This is a genomic window from Pseudomonas sp. P7758 (assembly GCF_013386485.1).
Taxonomy (GTDB): domain Bacteria; phylum Pseudomonadota; class Gammaproteobacteria; order Pseudomonadales; family Pseudomonadaceae; genus Aquipseudomonas.
The window spans coordinates 19,263-34,214 of the sequence record NZ_JACARS010000051.1 but is presented as its reverse complement, the minus strand read 5'-3'; the positions used below and the strand labels follow the sequence as shown (position 1 = coordinate 34,214).

Genomic DNA, 14,952 nt, shown 5'->3' with positions numbered 1-14,952 from the left:
GCTTCCTTTCTTAGTGCAGCGACGGCTTGGGTGCAGCGGGCTCAGCCGATTTACGGGTCTCGGTGAACAGCAGCAGCGGCGCGACGCGCAGGTATTCCATGACTTCCATGTAGTCGCTTTCGCCGTCTTCGGACTCTTCCAGGGCGTCTTGCACCTGAGAGATGGCGGCCAGGTCCTGCAGCACTTCCTGGGCATCGGTGCTCAGGTCGAGGCCGCCGGCGTTCACGCCGAAACCGTGGAGGAAGCCTTGGCACCATTGGCCCAACGCGGCGGCGCGCTCGGTGAGCGGCGCGTCATCGGTAGGCAGCAGCAAGACGACGGTGACGTCATCACCGGTCAGCTCGCCTTTAACCATCTCTTGCAGGCCGATGAGCGCATTGCGCACGTTTTCGGTAGGCTCGGTTTCCAGCAGCTCGGCGACGTCGGCCAGCCAGTTGTCGGCATCAAAGCCGACACCGGTGCAGCTGCGGCCCAGCAGCACGCCGTGCAGTTCGGCAGGCGAGCAAGGATGACCGCTGGAACTCAGCAGTTTGGAAAAAGCATCGTACGGGGAGTTCTGAATGGGCATGGTGAGCTAGGCGCCAGACGGCGCAATGTCTAGAATGAAGCGCTGTATCCTAGCATCGGCAGACGTACCAAGACTATCGAGGGCGTCAGATCGTTTATCCAGCAGTTGCCATTCATCAGACAAAATCCAGTGGAACCCAATGGAAGACACCGACCTGCAAGCGCTGATGGCCAGACTCGAGCTGCTAATTAACCGGGTCGAGCAACTTAAGAGCCAAAACGGACTCCTATTAGCTCAGGAAAAGACCTGGCGCGAGGAACGCGCTCACCTCATTGAAAAAAACGAAATCGCCCGGCGTAAGGTCGAATCGATGATTTCGCGCCTGAAGGCCCTGGAGCAAGACTCATGAGTTCAAGCAATAGCGTCACCGTGCAGATTCTCGACAAAGAATATTCGATCATCTGCCCCCAGGAAGAACGCAGCAACCTGGTGAGCGCTGCCCGCTACCTGGACGGCAAGATGCGCGAAATCCGCAGCAGCGGCAAAGTCATCGGCGCCGATCGCATCGCCGTGATGGCCGCCCTGAACATTACCCACGATCTGCTGCATAAGCAGGAACGGCCTGACGTGCAGGCCAGCGGCTCGACGCGCGAGCAGGTGCGCGACCTGCTGGAGCGGGTCGATCTGGTACTTTCTACCGATCCAGAGCCACCCAAGGGCTGATTGCGGCGTCGGTTTCGGGTATACTCGCCCCACTCCCTGGCGTGCTTGCCAGTCGGCGATGTCCCTGAGCCGATTCGCACTACCCTGGAAGTTACACGTTGGGCTGGTGTGCATGTCCGCTAGACGGAAAGCCTTAAAGCCTACTGTTTCTTCCACCTTGAACTTTCGGGTTCAAGGGCTAAGTCGACAGCGGTTCTGTCGGGGAGCCTGATTCCCAAATCCAATGCCAGTCCCAGGACTGGCATTGTTTTATGAGCCGAAAACCATGACCGAACCTGCGCCGCTTTCCCGCCCGCAACTTCGACGCATGCTGCGCAAAGCCCGCCGCGCCCTGACGCCAAGCGAGCAACGCCAGGCCGCCCTGGGCCTGTATCGGCAACTGGCACAGCACCCGCTGTTTCGCCGGGCCAAACACCTATCCTTATATCTACCGACGGACGGTGAAATCGACCCGCGCCTGCTGCTGCGCGCTGCACAGCGCCGGGGCAAGGCGACGTACCTGCCGGTGCTCAGTGCATGGCCGCGAACCAAGATGGTATTCCAGCGAGTGCGCCCCGGCGAAAAGCTGAGGCCCAACCGTTTTCGCATCCTCGAGCCCCAGGTAAATGCCAGCCGGCAACGCAAGGTCTGGGCGCTGGACCTGGTGCTGCTGCCACTGGTTGGCTTTGATGATGTGGGCGGACGGTTGGGCATGGGCGGCGGGTTTTATGACCGCAGCCTGGCCTACATGGCCCGCCGGAAATCCTGGCGCAAGCCGACGCTGTTGGGCCTGGCCCATGAATGCCAGAAGGTCGAACGATTGGCACAGGCAAGCTGGGATGTACCGCTTGAGGGCACAGTCACCGATAAGGATTGGTATATAGCAGAGACGCTACTGGAATCAGCAGCGCCTTGAAGACGGGTCAGCGTTTGAACGGTTGCGGCTGTTGCTGTGCGAGTTCAATCGGCGCGTCAGTCTTGTTCGACCACAAGCTCTGCGCATAGCCGGTGGTCACAACGCCCAGGCCGAACAAAATAACCAAAATCCATAGTAAATCCGGTTTGCGTTTCATCGATTGCCCCCCTTCAGGCATCTTGCACACGATGACAGCAACGTTCCATTAGTAGTCCGTGCCAGCTGCGTCAAGCTCAAAACCCCGGCATTCTGCGTTAACGTGAACCAACACGCAAACCTTGACGCCAACCGACTGTCGGTTTGTCATAAAATTGCAGGACAACTTTCCCAATCGACTTTTGAGGAGCGAAAACATGGCCTATTGGCTGATGAAATCCGAGCCCGATGAACTGTCCATCAAGGGCCTGGAAAAGCTCGGCGAGGCCCGGTGGGACGGGGTGCGCAACTACCAGGCGCGGAACTTCCTGCGGGCGATGGCGGTGGGTGACCAGTTCTTCTTCTACCACTCCAGCTGCCCGGAACCGGGGATTGCCGGCATCGGTAAAATCGTCGAGGCAGCCTACCCGGACCCGACCGCGCTGGAGCCCGACAGTCATTATTTCGACGCCAAGGCCAGCCCTGAAAAAAATCCGTGGAGCGCGATCAATGTTGCCCACGTCGAGACCTTTGCGAAGGTCCTGGGGCTAGGCTATCTGAAACAGCAAACTGCCCTCGCCGAGTTGCCCCTGGTGCAAAAAGGCAGCCGCCTTTCGGTGATGCCGGTCACCGCCGAGCAATGGGCCGCCGTACTCGGCCTGCGCTGAAACAGCAGAACCCTGCGGTCACGCCCATGGCGCATGCATCTGCGCGCCAACCGGGTTAGGCTGGCGCTTCATTTGACCCGCATCAAGGGCCTCCGGGCAGGATCGGTCAAACTAGGACGCTAACGCCGCAGGATGCACCCATGTCGACGAACCACCGTACCTCCCATCTTTTCGCCATTCCATTGATTGTCTTGCTGCTGGCCGCCGGCGGCTTCGGCTATTGGCAATCCACCCAGGACCGCCTGCCCGAAGGCTTGAGCATGGGCAATGGCCGGCTGGAATCGACTGAAGTGCAGATCGCCGCCAAGATCCCCGGGCGCCTCGCCGAAGTGCGGGTGGACGAAGGCGACAAGGTGCTCAAGGGCCAACTGCTGGCGCGCATGGACACCCGCACCCTGGAAGCCCAGCGCGCCCAGGCCGAAGCTGAAGTGCTGCGGGCCAGGGAGAATTTCGCTGCTGCCGAAGCCAATGTGCAACTGCGCCGGAGCGAACAACTGCTGGCCAGCCAGGAACTCAAGCGCACCCAGGAGCTGTACAAGCGCGGCTTCGCCAGCGGCCAACTGATCGACCAGCAGCAGGCCCGGCAAAACACCGGCAACGCTGCCGTGGTCGCCGCCCAGGCCCAGGTCAATTCGGTAAAGGCCGCCATCGGCGCCGCCCAGGCTCAGGTCGCCCAGCTCACCAGTGAAATCGAAGACAGCAGCCTGCGGGCGCCTATCGACGGCATCATCCAGCTACGCCTGGCCGAACCCGGCGAAGTGCTCGGCGCGGGTGGTCGCGTGTTACTGCTGATCGACCCCAACGACCAATACATGAACCTGTATCTGCCCGCTTCAGTCACAGGCGCTTTGACCGTGGGCAGCGAAGCGCGGATCGTCCTCGACGCCCTGCCGAAGCAACCGCTGCCGGCGAAAATCAGCTTCGTCGCCGCCAAGTCGCAGTTCACCCCCAAGGAAGTGGAAACCCGCGACGAACGCCAGAAGCTGGTGTTCCGGGTCAAGCTGCGGCTGACCCAACCAAGCGCCGTGCCCCAAGCCAAACCGGGCATGCCCGGCGCCGGCTATGTGCGCACCGCTGACCTGGACTGGCCGGCCAACCTGCAATGAGCGGCCTGGCGCTGCACGCCACGGGGATCAACCATCGCTACGGCAAGCAACAGGCGCTGATCGACATCGCCTTCAGCCTGCCTGCCGGCACACGCTGCGGCCTGATCGGCCCGGACGGCGCCGGCAAGTCGAGCCTGCTGGGCTTGATCGCCGGGGTCAAAAAGCTTCAACAAGGCGAACTGCAAGTACTCGGCGGCTCCATCGAAGACCGCCGCCACCGCAACAGCCTGTACCCGCGCATCGCCTTCATGCCTCAAGGCCTGGGCGGTAACCTCTACCCCGAGCTGTCCATCAGCGAAAACATCCGGTTCTTTGCCACGCTGTTCGGCCTGTCAAAAGCCGATTGCGACCAGCGCATGCACAACCTGCTGCTGGCCACCGACCTCGCACGCTTCGCCGAGCGCCCCGCCGGCAAGCTCTCCGGCGGCATGAAGCAGAAGCTCGGCCTGTGCTGTGCGCTGATCCACGACCCGGACCTGTTGATCCTCGACGAACCCACCACCGGGGTCGACCCATTGTCCCGTCGGCGCTTCTGGGAACTGGTGGAAACCGTACGCGGCGAACGCCCGCAGCTCACACTGCTGGTGGCCACCGCCTACATGGAAGAAGCCGAGCAGTTCGAGCATTGCCTGATGCTCGACCGCGGCAAGCTGATCGCCGACGGCCTGAGCAGCGAACTGGCCGCCGCGACGCCCAGCGGCAAACTGGACGAAGCCTTCACCCATTTCCAGGGCGACAGTGCCCATAACAATGAACCCCTGGTGATTCCGCCCCGGCAAAGCGACAACACCGACATCGCCATCGAAGCCCACGACCTGACCCTGCGATTCGGCGACTTCACAGCAGTCAACAAGGTCAGCTTCGCGATTGGCCGGGGCGAGATCTTTGGTTTCCTCGGCTCCAACGGCTGCGGCAAGACCACCACCATGAAAGTCCTCACCGGGTTGATGCCCGCCACCGAGGGCACCGCCACGCTGCTGGGCAACCCGGTCAACGCCAAGGACCTGGCCACCCGCAAGCGCGTGGGTTTCATGTCGCAAAGCTTCTCGCTGTACGGCGAACTCAGCGTGCGCCAGAACCTGGTGCTGCATGCGCAGTTGTTCGACCTGCCCAAGGCCGAGAGCGGCCAGCGCATCGACGAGTTGATCAAGCGTTTTGACCTGAGCGACGTTGCCGAGCAGCCGTCCGGCGAGTTGCCGCTGGGCCTGCGCCAGCGCTTGTCCCTGGCGGTGGCGGTGCTGCACCGCCCGGAAGTGCTGATCCTCGATGAGCCGACCTCGGGCGTCGACCCGGCCGCGCGGGATGACTTCTGGCGGCTGCTGATCGAACTGTCCCGGGAACAGGGCGTGACGATCTTCCTGTCCACCCACTTCATGAACGAAGCCCAGCGCTGCGACCGCATCTCGCTGATGCACGCGGGCAGGGTGCTGGCCTGCGACACGCCGGACGCGCTGCAACAGCAGTTCCACGGCGAAACCCTGGAAGCAGCGTTCGTCACCTGCCTGGAACAGGCCCAAGGCGCGCCCGAAGCGGCCACCGCGCCCTCCGAAACCGTCAGCGAACCCATGGCCCCACCCGTCAGCAAACGCGGGTTCAGCGTCGCCCGCCTGTTGGCCGTCGCCAGCCGCGAAGGCAAGGAACTGCTGAGGGACAAAGTGCGCATGGCCTTCGCCCTGTTGGGGGCGATTTTCATGATGGTGATCTTCGGCTACGGCATTTCCCTGGACGTGGAGAAGCTCGCCTTCGCCGTCTACGACCAGGACCAGACGCCGCAAAGCCGCGCCTATCTGGAGGCCTTTCGCAGTTCGCGCTATTTCGCCGAACAGTCGCCGATCACTGACTCCAACGAACTGCACAAACGCCTGCAGCGCTCGGAAATCAAACTGGCGCTGGAGATTCCGCCAGGGTTCGGCCGCGATCTCTACGCCGGCCGCCAACCCGCCGTGGCCGCCTGGCTCGATGGCGGCATGCCGTTCCGTGCGGAAACCAGCCGCAATTATGTCGAGGCCGTGCACCAGGCCAACCTCCAACAACTGGCCGAACTGAACAGCACACCATTGAATCAGCAAGCCGCCGCCAAACTGGAAACCCGCTTTCGCTACAACCAGGACGTGGTCAGCGTGAACGCTATCGGCCCCGGCGTGATGGCGCTGATCCTCGCCTTCATCCCGGCAATGCTCACGGCCCTGGGGATCGTGCGCGAGAAGGAACTGGGCTCCATCACCAACTTCTACGCCACCCCCCTGACCCGCCTGGAATTCCTGTTAGGCAAGCAGGCGCCGTACCTGGCCGTGAGCCTGATCAACCTGGGCCTGCTGGTGGCGATGAACCGCTGGCTGTTCGGCGTGCCGTTCAAGGGCAGCGGCGTGACCCTGGCTTTCGGCGGCCTGCTGTATGTGCTGGCCACCACTAGCATGGGCCTGCTGATTTCCGCGTTCACCCGCACCCAGATCGCAGCGATCCTCGGCACCATGATCATCACCAGCCTGCCGACCATCCAGTTCTCCGGGCTGATCGTGCCGCGCTCGTCCCTGGAAGGCGCCGCCGCGTTGATGGGCATGTTGTTTCCGGCGGGCTACTTCCTCGACATTGCGGTGGGCACCTTTACCAAGGCCCTGGACCTGCGTCAGCTATGGCCACAGTGCCTGGCGCTGTTCGGGTTTTTCCTGGGGTTCACCGGGCTTAGCCTGATCATGCTCAAGAAGCAGGAGGCCTGAGATGCACAAGTTCGCCCATATCCTGCGCCTCGGCATCAAGGAACTGACCAGCCTGCGCCACGACAGCGTGTTGCTGCTGTTCCTGTTCTACGCCTTTACCGTCGCCATCTATATGCCCGCCGCCGGCTCGGTGATCGGCGTGCACAACGCCAGCGTGGCCTTTGTGGATGAAGACCACAGCGCGCTTTCCCGGCAACTGGCCGAAGCGCTGCAACCGCCGGAATTCCAGGCGGCGGTGCCGTTGCCGTACGACCAACTGGACAAGGTGATGGACAGCGGCCAGTACACCTTCGTGATCAACGTGCCGGCGAATTTCCAGGCCGACCTGTTGGCCGGGCGCCAGCCGGGGGTGCAGGTCAACGTCGATGCCACGGCCATGAGCCAGGCATTCATGGGTGCCGGGTATATCGGACGGATTTTCCAGCGGGAATTGCTGACCTATGGCAACCAGGCCGATGCCGCCCAAAAGGCGCCGGCGCTGCTGACCACCCGGGCGCTGTTCAATACCAACCTGGAAGGTGGCTGGTTTCTGGCGGTGATCCAGATCGTCAACAACATCACCATTCTCGCCATCGTGCTGACCGGCACCGCGCTGCTGCGTGAGCGCGAACACGGCACCCTCGACCATCTGCTGGTGCTGCCACTGACGGCGCTGGAAATCATGCTGGCGAAAATCTGGAGCAACATGCTGGTGGTGGTGCTGTGCACCTGGCTGTCGCTGGAAGTGGTGGTGAAAGGCTTGCTCGGCGTGCCGCTGGCCGGGTCGCTGACTTTGTTTTTGCTGGTGACGGCGCTGTACCTGTTTGCCAGTACTGCCCTCGGCATCTTCCTCGCCACCCTCGCCCGCTCGACGCCGCAGTTTGGCCTGCTGGCGATCCCGGTGATTATCCCGATGCTGCTGTTGTCCGGCGGCAGCACGCCGCTGGACAGCATGCCGCAGTGGTTGCAATGGGTGATGCAGGGCTCGCCGTCGACGCACTTTGTGAGCCTGAGTGCGGCGATTCTGTTCCGGGATGCGGGTGTGAATGTGGTGTGGCCGGACTTGCTGGCGCTGGCGGGGATTGGGTTGCTGTTCTTTGCGGTGGCGTTGGCGCGATTCAGGAAGAGCCTGGCTTCCTGAGGTGTCTGTCAGGGCCTCTTCGCGAGCAAGCCCGCTCCCACACTTGACCGAGTTCTAACATGAGAATGCGGTTAAATGTGGGAGCGGGCTTGCTCGCGAAGGGCGCGAAGCGACCGGCTTACTGGATGATCAGGTTGTTGAACAACAGATCCTCAACCTGCGGCTTGCCGGTTTCGTCGTTCATCACTTGCTGGGTCTGCTTCAGGGCTTCCTGGCGCAGTTTTTCCTTCCCATCAACGCTGCTCATGGTGTCGTTGGTCTGCTGGGTAAACAGCGCCACCAACTGGTTGCGAATCAGCGCGTCGTTGGCTTTCACGGCAGCGGCTGCCTCGGGACCGGTGACCCGCAGGGCGATATCCGCCTTGAACACCCGCAGCTTCGCGGTGCCATCCAGGCCGTAGTTACCGACAAACGGCGGGCTCAGGCTGATATAGCTGACCTTCGGCGCTTCGCCTTCTTTGGCTTCTTCGGCCAGGGCTGCCGTCGGCAGTGTCAGGGCCAGCATCAACAGGATCCACGCTTTCACAGTTCATTCCTCAATTCGGTTGCCCAGTAGCATAACGCTAGCAGCCCTGAGCACAAGCTTATGGCGACTTATCAGGCCGGGGCATGCTCGTTGACCCGTCGCCCTGCCCACCTACACTTATCGGCCAACACGCCAAAAGGAATAGTCCGATGAAAGCTGTGCTGTGCAAAGCCTTCGGCCCCGCCGAAACCCTGGTGCTGGAAGACGTCGAAAGCCCGGCGATCAAGAAGAACGAAATCCTGTTGGACGTGCATGCGGCCGGGGTCAATTTCCCGGACACCCTGATCATCGAGGGCAAGTACCAGTTCAAGCCGCCCTTCCCGTTTTCGCCGGGCGGTGAAGCGGCAGGCGTGATCAGCCAAGTCGGTGAGAACGTCAGCCACCTGAAGGTCGGTGACCGGGTGATGGCCCTGACCGGCTGGGGCAGCTTCGCCGAGCAGGTCGCGGTGCCGGGCTACAACGTGCTGCCGATCCCGCCGAGCATGGACTTCAACACCGCCGCCGCCTTCAGCATGACCTACGGCACGTCGATGCACGCCCTGAGGCAACGGGCCAACCTGCAACCCGGGGAAACCCTGCTGGTGCTCGGTGCCTCCGGCGGCGTCGGCCTGGCTGCGGTGGAAATCGGCAAGGCCATGGGCGCCCGAGTGATCGCCGCGGCCAGCAGCGCCGACAAGCTGGCGGTGGCCAAGGCTGCCGGTGCCGATGAGTTGATCAACTACAGCGAAGCCAGCCTCAAGGACGAGATCAAACGCCTTACCGGCGGCAACGGCGTGGATGTGATCTACGACCCGGTGGGCGGCGACCTGTTTGACCAGGCCATTCGCGGCATCGCCTGGAATGGCCGGCTGCTGGTGGTGGGCTTTGCCAGCGGGCGCATTCCCGAGCTGCCGGTGAACCTGGCGCTGCTCAAGGGCGCGGCGGTGGTCGGGGTGTTCTGGGGGTCGTTCGCCCAGCGCCAGCCGCAGGACAATGCCGCCAACTTCCAGCAACTGTTCGGCTGGTTCGCCGAGGGCAAGTTGAAGCCGCTGGTGTCCCAGGTATACCCGCTGGAGCAGGCGGCGCAGGCGATCAACGACCTCGGCCAGCGCAAGGCTGTGGGCAAGGTCGTGGTGCAGCTACGCTGACTATTGTTTCATTTTGTCCGCGGAGTGCCTGGGCCCATGATCGGCCGAGGCACTCACTCACTGGCAGGAATGAATAATGGTCACACCGCTGCGCGCGCTGTTTCTGGGGTTGTTGATGATGGTGTCGGCTCACGCCTTTGCCCATAAAGAGGGCAAGGATGTACGCGGGCTGAACAACGTGACGGTGCTGATCGTGCGCCATGCGGAAAAACCCGATGAAGGTCCGTTGCTGAGCCCCAAGGGCGAACAGCGGGCGGCGGCCTACGCCAGCTATTTCGACCCGCTGCTGTTGAACGGCATCTCCGTGGTGCCCCAGCGGCTGATCGCTACCAGCGACAGCAAGGAAAGCTCTCGCCCGCGCCTGACCCTGACACCCCTGGCCCAGCGCCTGCAGCTCCCGCTTGAAACACCCTACTCAGACGATCAAGTCGGCAAGCTGGTGAAGTCCCTGCGCAAGTCCAACCAGGCGCAGACCGTGTTGATCGCCTGGCATCACGGGCATATCGACAAGTTGATCGAGGCCTTCGGCGGTGACGGCGCGGCGCTGACCGGCATGAAGAAATGGCCGGAAAATGTGTATGACTGGCTGATCGTGTTGCGCTTCGACGACCAGGGTCAACTGGTGGAATCCCGCAGCCAGAAGATCCAGGAACACCTGCTTCCAGGTGATATCGCAGCCGCCAACGGCAACTGAACCGAATCACTGCCTGTGGTAAGGGAGTTTGCTCCCTCACCACAGCTTCTTGGCATTCCCTCCTGAAAACGTCCCACACTTGCCTCTAAGCGACATGTTCGTAAAAGAACATGCAATTGCACTCAATTCCTATGCCCGCAGATAAGAGGCGGTGCTATTTTCGGTAACGAAACTGTAACATTCGCATCCGCAGTCAAAACAAGAAATCTGGAGCTCTTGAATGTTTGCTTTCTTCCGTCCTGCCGCACATCAGGCGCCCCTGCCTGAAGAAAAAATAGACAGCACGTACCGACGCCTGCGCTGGCAGATCTTCGCCGGTATTTTCTTCGGTTACGCCGGGTACTACCTGCTGCGCAAGAACTTCTCCCTGGCCATGCCGTACCTGATCGACGAGGGTTACACCCGTGGCCAGCTGGGCCTGGCAATGTCGGCGATCGCAATTGCCTACGGCCTGTCCAAGTTCCTCATGGGCCTGGTGTCCGACCGCTCCAACCCGCGCTACTTCCTGCCCTTCGGCCTGTTGGTGTCCGCCGGGGTGATGTTCATTTTCGGTTTCGCACCTTGGGCTACCTCCAGCGTGACCATGATGTTCATTCTGCTGTTCATCAACGGCTGGGCCCAGGGCATGGGCTGGCCGCCAAGTGGGCGGACCATGGTGCACTGGTGGTCGCAGAAGGAACGCGGCGGTGTGGTTTCCGTATGGAACGTGGCGCATAACGTCGGCGGCGGCTTGATCGGCCCGCTGTTCCTGCTGGGCATGGCCTGGTTCAACGACTGGCACGCGGCGTTCTACGTCCCGGCTACCGTGGCCCTGCTGGTGGCGGCATTTGCCTTCATCACCATGCGCGACACCCCGCAATCGGTAGGCCTGCCGCCCATCGAGCAATACAAGAACGATTACCCGGAAGGCTACGACGCCAGCCACGAGGACGAATTCAGCGCCAAGGAAATCTTCGTCAAGTACGTGCTGCGCAACAAAATGCTCTGGTACATCGCCTTCGCCAACGTCTTCGTCTACCTGCTGCGCTACGGCGTGCTGGACTGGGCACCGACGTACCTCAAGGAAGCCAAGCACTTCGACGTGGATAAAACCTCGTGGGCGTACTTCTTCTACGAGTGGGCGGGCATTCCGGGCACGCTGCTGTGCGGCTGGATGTCGGACAAGATCTTCCGTGGCAACCGTGGCCTGACCGGCATTGTGTTCATGGGCCTGGTCACCGTGGCGACCCTGGTTTACTGGCTCAACCCGCCGGGCAACCCGATGATCGACATGATCGCGCTGTTCTCCATCGGCTTCCTGATCTACGGTCCGGTGATGCTGATCGGCCTGCAGGCGCTGGAACTGGCACCGAAGAAAGCCGCCGGTACCGCAGCGGGCTTTACGGGCTTGTTCGGTTACCTGGGTGGTTCAGTGGCAGCGAGTGCGGCCATGGGCTACACCGTTGACCATTTCGGCTGGGACGGTGGTTTCGTATTGCTGATCGGCGCGTGCCTGCTGGCCATCGCGTTCCTGATCCCCACCTTGTGGCACACCAATAGCGTCAGTGCCGCACGTTAATCGTCGGAACAGCCTTTGGAACACCGCTTGAGCCGCGCCTCCAGATTCTTGTCTGGCATGGCGTGGCTACGCAGGGCGTTGACGGTCTGCTCGACATAATCGCGCGTAGTGCCGTAACGCCCGCAAGCGCTTTGCAACACGTGATTCAGCACGATGTCGGGCAAATTGCCGGCATAACTGGGCAGGTGCCGTTCCAGGACAAATCCCAATGCCTGCACCTGGCTGCCATCTTCCAGACGACAGCTGAGCCAGTGCGGCCGGTACGAGGGATACGGCATCTCGCGCTGCCACAGGGCATACAGCGAGGCCTCCAGTTGATCTTCCGGCAAGCGGTAGGCAAACCCGCTGCACGAGCCGCCGCGATCCAGGCCAAACACCAACCCCGGTATTTCCGGCGTGCCCCGGTGCTCATGAGACCACAGGTACAAGCCCCGGTGATAACCGTGGACCCGCGCCCGCATCCGCTGTGTCGACGAACATTCAGGCCGCCAGATCAGCGAACCGTAAGCGAATAGCCAGACCGGCCCACCCTTGTGCAGCGCCATGGTGGCTTGCATCGAGCTCATCAACTGTTCGTGAGTGAGCTGCGGCCCCAGATCGAGCCGCGGAGGGTAAGCCAATTGCAAAAGATCAGATTCAATGGCGGTCATGGCAGATCGCTTAGGTCTCCTTTGTTGTTACGAGAAGCTGTTACCAGTTGTAAGCAACTTTACCGTAATAGAACGCGCCGCTGTAACCGTATGGCGAAAAAGTGCTATAGGCCAAATTGCCACCACTGCTGGCGTAGGCATTGAGTTTTTCCGGGTATTTGTCGGTGACGTTGTCGCCGCCAACGGTGAAGGTCCAGTTTTTCAGCTTGTAGTCGGCTGACAGATCCAACAGCCAGGCGGCCTTGAAGCGCTGGTCGTTGGTCGGGTCGGCCTGGTAGCTGGTGAATGAACCATAGCGCACCAAATTACTGTGCAGCGCCCAGTTGCCGAAACTCAGGTCGTTGCCCAGGCTCAGCTTGTGCTGTGGCGTGGTATCGCCCAGCAGGCCGATGCGCTCGCGACGGTCCACCCGAACCAGGCTCGCGCCCAGGCTATCCAGTACGGACGGGTTGGCTTTTACGTCGGTGACCTTGGTGTGGTTGTAGTTGTAGCCCACGGTGCTGTTCCAGCGCACACCGTTGTCCAGTTGGTAGCGATAGTTGGCCACCAGGTCGACGCCATTGGTGGTGGTGTCGGTGGCGTTGGTGAAGTAGCGCACGGTGGTGTAGTTGATGTTGCCGACGCCATTGGCCTGCAGATACGCGAGCGCAGCCGGGTTCTTGCTCAGGTCCAGGTTGGAGGACAGGCTGATGCGGTCGCTGATGTCGATACGGTAGACATCGGCGGTCACGGTCAGGTTGTCGGTCGGCTCCAGCACCAGGCCGAGACTGTAGTTGCGGGACTTCTCGGCTTTCAGGTCTTCAGCGCCGAGCAGGCGCGCCACCTGGCTGTTGGCCGGGAAGGTGCCGGCTTCCTGGATGGTGTTGCCGATCAGTTGCGACGAGGTGTAGGCGAAGTTTTGCTGGGCCAGGGACGGCGCACGGAAACCGTTGGATACACTGCCGCGCAAGGCCACTTGCGGGGTGAAGTCGTAGCGCGCCGAGAGCGAGCCGCTGACGTTGGAGCCAAAATCACTGTAGTCCTCGTGACGCACGGCGGCGGAGGCACTGAGTTTTTCGGTGAAGTTGGTTTCCAGGTCCAGGTACTGCGCCCAGTTGTGGCGCGTGCTGGTGCCGGCGTCGGAATCACGGAAGCCGCCCAGGCCCGAGCTGCCGGTCTGGTAGTAGGACGCCGGGTCGCCCGACTTGATCTGGTAACCCTGGTCCAGGTATTCGCCGCCAAACGCCACCGACACTGGATACGGCAACCAGCCCAGGCTGAATTCCCGCGACAGGTCCAGGCTGAGTTGCTTCTGGTCATTGACCAACGTGCCATTGTCGAACTTGCGCGGCGTGGCCAGGCCCAGCGAGGTGTTGATGGTTTCGGTACCGATCTGGTACTGGTTCTTGCCGTAGTTGACCGACACATCGTAGTGCCAGTCATAGGCCAACAAGCCGCGCAGGCCGACCGCCAGGGACGTGTCTTCCACGTCACCGCGAATCAACGGCAGGTAACCATTGGGGTTGAGTGCAGGAATGTTGTTGCTCGCGTTGCTGGCCCGGTAGAACGCCGCCGTCTCGCCGCGGGTCTTGCTGTAGCCGCCAAACGCATAGAACTCGGCCGCATCGCTGAAGGAATATTCCGAGTTGAGAAACAGCTTGCCCTGGTCAGTGGCCGGCTCGCCCTGGCGGAACACCCGCTGGCCGTAGGTCGTCGAACCAACGCTGCCCGGACGCAGGTCCTTGCCGGCGCGGTTGGTGTAATCGTTGTCGGCACCTTCGGCAGAGATGTTGATAAACCCGTTATCGCCCAGTGCCACACCGGTGTTGCCGCTGAGGTTGCGCTGGATACCGTCGCCCTTCTTGTACTCACCAAACTTGCTGGTGATCGAGCCGCCGTGGTCGTCATGCTTGAGGATCACGTTGATCACCCCGGCAATCGCATCGGAGCCGTAGCGGGCCGATGCGCCGTCACGCAGCACCTCGATATGGTCGACCGCCGACAACGGGATCGCATTCAAATCCGCCGGCGCCGAGCCACGCCCAACCGCACCGCCGAGATTGACGAAGGCACTGGTGTGGCGACGCTTGCCGTTGACCAGCACCAACACCTGGTCCGGTGACAGGCCACGCAGCTGCGCCGGGCGCACCAGTTCGGCACCGTCTACCAGGCTCGGGCGTGGAAAGTTGATGGAAGGAATCAATCGGGCCAACACCGCGCCCAACTCATCAGAGCCGGTGCTGCGCAAGGTGTCGCCGGAAATCACATCGATAGGTGACAACGAGGCACTGGCGGTGCGCTCTTGGGCGCGGGTGCCGGTGACAATGACTGTATCGAGTTTGGGTACATCGGCAGTGGCCGTTTCGGCGGATGCCACTGGACTGAATCCCACAGCGGTCAGCAAATTAGCCGACAAAATCGCCGTGTACAGCAGGTGCTGCTTGTTGCTCCCCATACCGCTCCCCTTGGAATCAAAAGCCAGAACGTCAATGCTCTGAGCTCGTACGATCGATCCGTGTGGCGGACGGTGGCGGTCATTTATTGGT

General features: G+C 61.7%; 15 protein-coding genes and 1 other RNA gene. 11 read left to right on the top strand and 5 right to left on the bottom strand.

Annotated elements, in window-relative coordinates; translation table 11 throughout:
• Positions 1-10: 10 nt before the first annotated feature.
• A complete protein-coding gene (locus HX873_RS10910) occupies positions 11-568 on the bottom strand; it encodes a YecA family protein (RefSeq protein ID WP_003213952.1) in 558 nt (185 codons plus the stop codon).
• A 139-nt stretch (positions 569-707) separates the two neighbouring features.
• Between HX873_RS10910 and HX873_RS10905 the strand changes: the two genes are divergently transcribed.
• The 4 genes from HX873_RS10905 (at position 708) to HX873_RS10890 (ending at position 2,126) form a co-directional block, all read left to right on the top strand.
• Complete coding sequence (locus HX873_RS10905) at positions 708-917, top strand: TIGR02449 family protein (protein WP_003213954.1); 210 nt, start codon at positions 708-710, stop codon at positions 915-917.
• Positions 914-1,231, top strand: coding sequence for a cell division protein ZapA (locus HX873_RS10900; RefSeq protein WP_003213956.1), 318 nt, complete (start codon positions 914-916; stop codon positions 1,229-1,231). The genes HX873_RS10905 and HX873_RS10900 overlap by 4 nt, the downstream gene beginning before the upstream one ends.
• Positions 1,232-1,261: 30 nt before the next feature.
• Positions 1,262-1,440, top strand: a non-coding RNA gene (gene ssrS, locus HX873_RS10895) — 6S RNA.
• A 56-nt stretch (positions 1,441-1,496) separates the two neighbouring features.
• A complete protein-coding gene (locus HX873_RS10890) occupies positions 1,497-2,126 on the top strand; it encodes a 5-formyltetrahydrofolate cyclo-ligase (protein ID WP_102604083.1) in 630 nt (209 codons plus the stop codon).
• A 7-nt stretch (positions 2,127-2,133) separates the two neighbouring features.
• Here the strand turns inward: HX873_RS10890 and HX873_RS10885 are convergent, their stop codons facing one another.
• Complete coding sequence (locus HX873_RS10885) at positions 2,134-2,283, bottom strand: hypothetical protein (RefSeq protein ID WP_003213959.1); 150 nt, start codon at positions 2,281-2,283, stop codon at positions 2,134-2,136.
• A gap of 196 nt (positions 2,284-2,479) precedes the next feature.
• Between HX873_RS10885 and HX873_RS10880 the strand changes: the two genes are divergently transcribed.
• The 4 genes from HX873_RS10880 to HX873_RS10865 all read left to right on the top strand — a co-directional run bounded on the left by HX873_RS10880 (position 2,480) and on the right by HX873_RS10865 (position 7,872).
• Positions 2,480-2,929 carry an EVE domain-containing protein gene (locus tag HX873_RS10880; protein WP_003213961.1) on the top strand — a complete coding sequence of 150 codons (450 nt, stop codon included), beginning with the start codon at positions 2,480-2,482 and terminating at the stop codon, positions 2,927-2,929.
• Positions 2,930-3,069: 140 nt separating this feature from the next.
• Positions 3,070-4,035: an HlyD family secretion protein gene (locus HX873_RS10875; protein ID WP_003213963.1), complete on the top strand. Its 966-nt coding sequence runs from the start codon at positions 3,070-3,072 to the stop codon at positions 4,033-4,035.
• Positions 4,032-6,752 (top strand): ribosome-associated ATPase/putative transporter RbbA, encoded by a 2,721-nt coding sequence (rbbA, locus tag HX873_RS10870; protein WP_177122663.1) that lies wholly within the window; start codon positions 4,032-4,034, stop codon positions 6,750-6,752. Before HX873_RS10875 ends, rbbA begins: the two co-directional genes overlap by 4 nt.
• A 1-nt stretch (position 6,753) precedes the next feature.
• Positions 6,754-7,872, top strand: a complete 1,119-nt coding sequence (locus HX873_RS10865) for an ABC transporter permease (protein ID WP_003213965.1) — start codon at positions 6,754-6,756, stop codon at positions 7,870-7,872.
• Between the two features lie 118 nt (positions 7,873-7,990).
• On the opposite strand, the gene HX873_RS10860 is transcribed toward HX873_RS10865, so the two are convergent.
• Complete coding sequence (locus tag HX873_RS10860; RefSeq protein ID WP_003213967.1) at positions 7,991-8,398, bottom strand: flagellar basal body-associated protein FliL; 408 nt, start codon at positions 8,396-8,398, stop codon at positions 7,991-7,993.
• 149 nt (positions 8,399-8,547) lie between these two features.
• On the opposite strand from HX873_RS10860, the gene HX873_RS10855 reads away from it, so the two are divergent.
• The 3 genes from HX873_RS10855 to glpT all read left to right on the top strand — a co-directional run bounded on the left by HX873_RS10855 (position 8,548) and on the right by glpT (position 11,777).
• Positions 8,548-9,525, top strand: a complete 978-nt coding sequence (locus HX873_RS10855; protein WP_087693288.1) for an NADPH:quinone oxidoreductase family protein — start codon at positions 8,548-8,550, stop codon at positions 9,523-9,525.
• Between the two features lie 76 nt (positions 9,526-9,601).
• Positions 9,602-10,219 carry a flagellar basal body-associated protein FliL gene (locus tag HX873_RS10850; RefSeq protein WP_008438881.1) on the top strand — a complete coding sequence of 206 codons (618 nt, stop codon included), beginning with the start codon at positions 9,602-9,604 and terminating at the stop codon, positions 10,217-10,219.
• 220 nt (positions 10,220-10,439) lie between these two features.
• On the top strand, positions 10,440-11,777 hold the full coding sequence (glpT, locus tag HX873_RS10845) for a glycerol-3-phosphate transporter (protein ID WP_003213972.1): 1,338 nt from the start codon (positions 10,440-10,442) through the stop codon (positions 11,775-11,777).
• On the opposite strand, the gene HX873_RS10840 is transcribed toward glpT, so the two are convergent.
• Positions 11,774-12,427 (bottom strand): gamma-glutamylcyclotransferase, encoded by a 654-nt coding sequence (locus HX873_RS10840; RefSeq protein ID WP_003213974.1) that lies wholly within the window; start codon positions 12,425-12,427, stop codon positions 11,774-11,776. The two genes, glpT and HX873_RS10840, sit on opposite strands and share 4 nt — an antisense overlap.
• A 40-nt stretch (positions 12,428-12,467) precedes the next feature.
• Positions 12,468-14,861, bottom strand: coding sequence for a TonB-dependent siderophore receptor (locus HX873_RS10835; RefSeq protein ID WP_177122662.1), 2,394 nt, complete (start codon positions 14,859-14,861; stop codon positions 12,468-12,470).
• Between the last annotated feature and the right edge of the window lie 91 nt (positions 14,862-14,952).

What these genes read in the sequence shown, in the direction of transcription:
- HX873_RS10910 (WP_003213952.1), bottom strand. Translation starts at nt 568, where the DNA reads ATGCCCATTCAGAACTCCCCGTACGATGCTTTTTCCAAACTGCTGAGT.
- HX873_RS10905 (WP_003213954.1), top strand. Translation starts at nt 708, where the DNA reads ATGGAAGACACCGACCTGCAAGCGCTGATGGCCAGACTCGAGCTGCTA.
- HX873_RS10900 (WP_003213956.1), top strand. Translation starts at nt 914, where the DNA reads ATGAGTTCAAGCAATAGCGTCACCGTGCAGATTCTCGACAAAGAATAT.
- HX873_RS10890 (WP_102604083.1), top strand. Translation starts at nt 1,497, where the DNA reads ATGACCGAACCTGCGCCGCTTTCCCGCCCGCAACTTCGACGCATGCTG.
- HX873_RS10885 (WP_003213959.1), bottom strand. Translation starts at nt 2,283, where the DNA reads ATGAAACGCAAACCGGATTTACTATGGATTTTGGTTATTTTGTTCGGC.
- HX873_RS10880 (WP_003213961.1), top strand. Translation starts at nt 2,480, where the DNA reads ATGGCCTATTGGCTGATGAAATCCGAGCCCGATGAACTGTCCATCAAG.
- HX873_RS10875 (WP_003213963.1), top strand. Translation starts at nt 3,070, where the DNA reads ATGTCGACGAACCACCGTACCTCCCATCTTTTCGCCATTCCATTGATT.
- rbbA (WP_177122663.1), top strand. Translation starts at nt 4,032, where the DNA reads ATGAGCGGCCTGGCGCTGCACGCCACGGGGATCAACCATCGCTACGGC.
- HX873_RS10865 (WP_003213965.1), top strand. Translation starts at nt 6,754, where the DNA reads ATGCACAAGTTCGCCCATATCCTGCGCCTCGGCATCAAGGAACTGACC.
- HX873_RS10855 (WP_087693288.1), top strand. Translation starts at nt 8,548, where the DNA reads ATGAAAGCTGTGCTGTGCAAAGCCTTCGGCCCCGCCGAAACCCTGGTG.
- HX873_RS10850 (WP_008438881.1), top strand. Translation starts at nt 9,602, where the DNA reads ATGGTCACACCGCTGCGCGCGCTGTTTCTGGGGTTGTTGATGATGGTG.
- glpT (WP_003213972.1), top strand. Translation starts at nt 10,440, where the DNA reads ATGTTTGCTTTCTTCCGTCCTGCCGCACATCAGGCGCCCCTGCCTGAA.
- HX873_RS10840 (WP_003213974.1), bottom strand. Translation starts at nt 12,427, where the DNA reads ATGACCGCCATTGAATCTGATCTTTTGCAATTGGCTTACCCTCCGCGG.
- HX873_RS10835 (WP_177122662.1), bottom strand. Translation starts at nt 14,861, where the DNA reads ATGGGGAGCAACAAGCAGCACCTGCTGTACACGGCGATTTTGTCGGCT.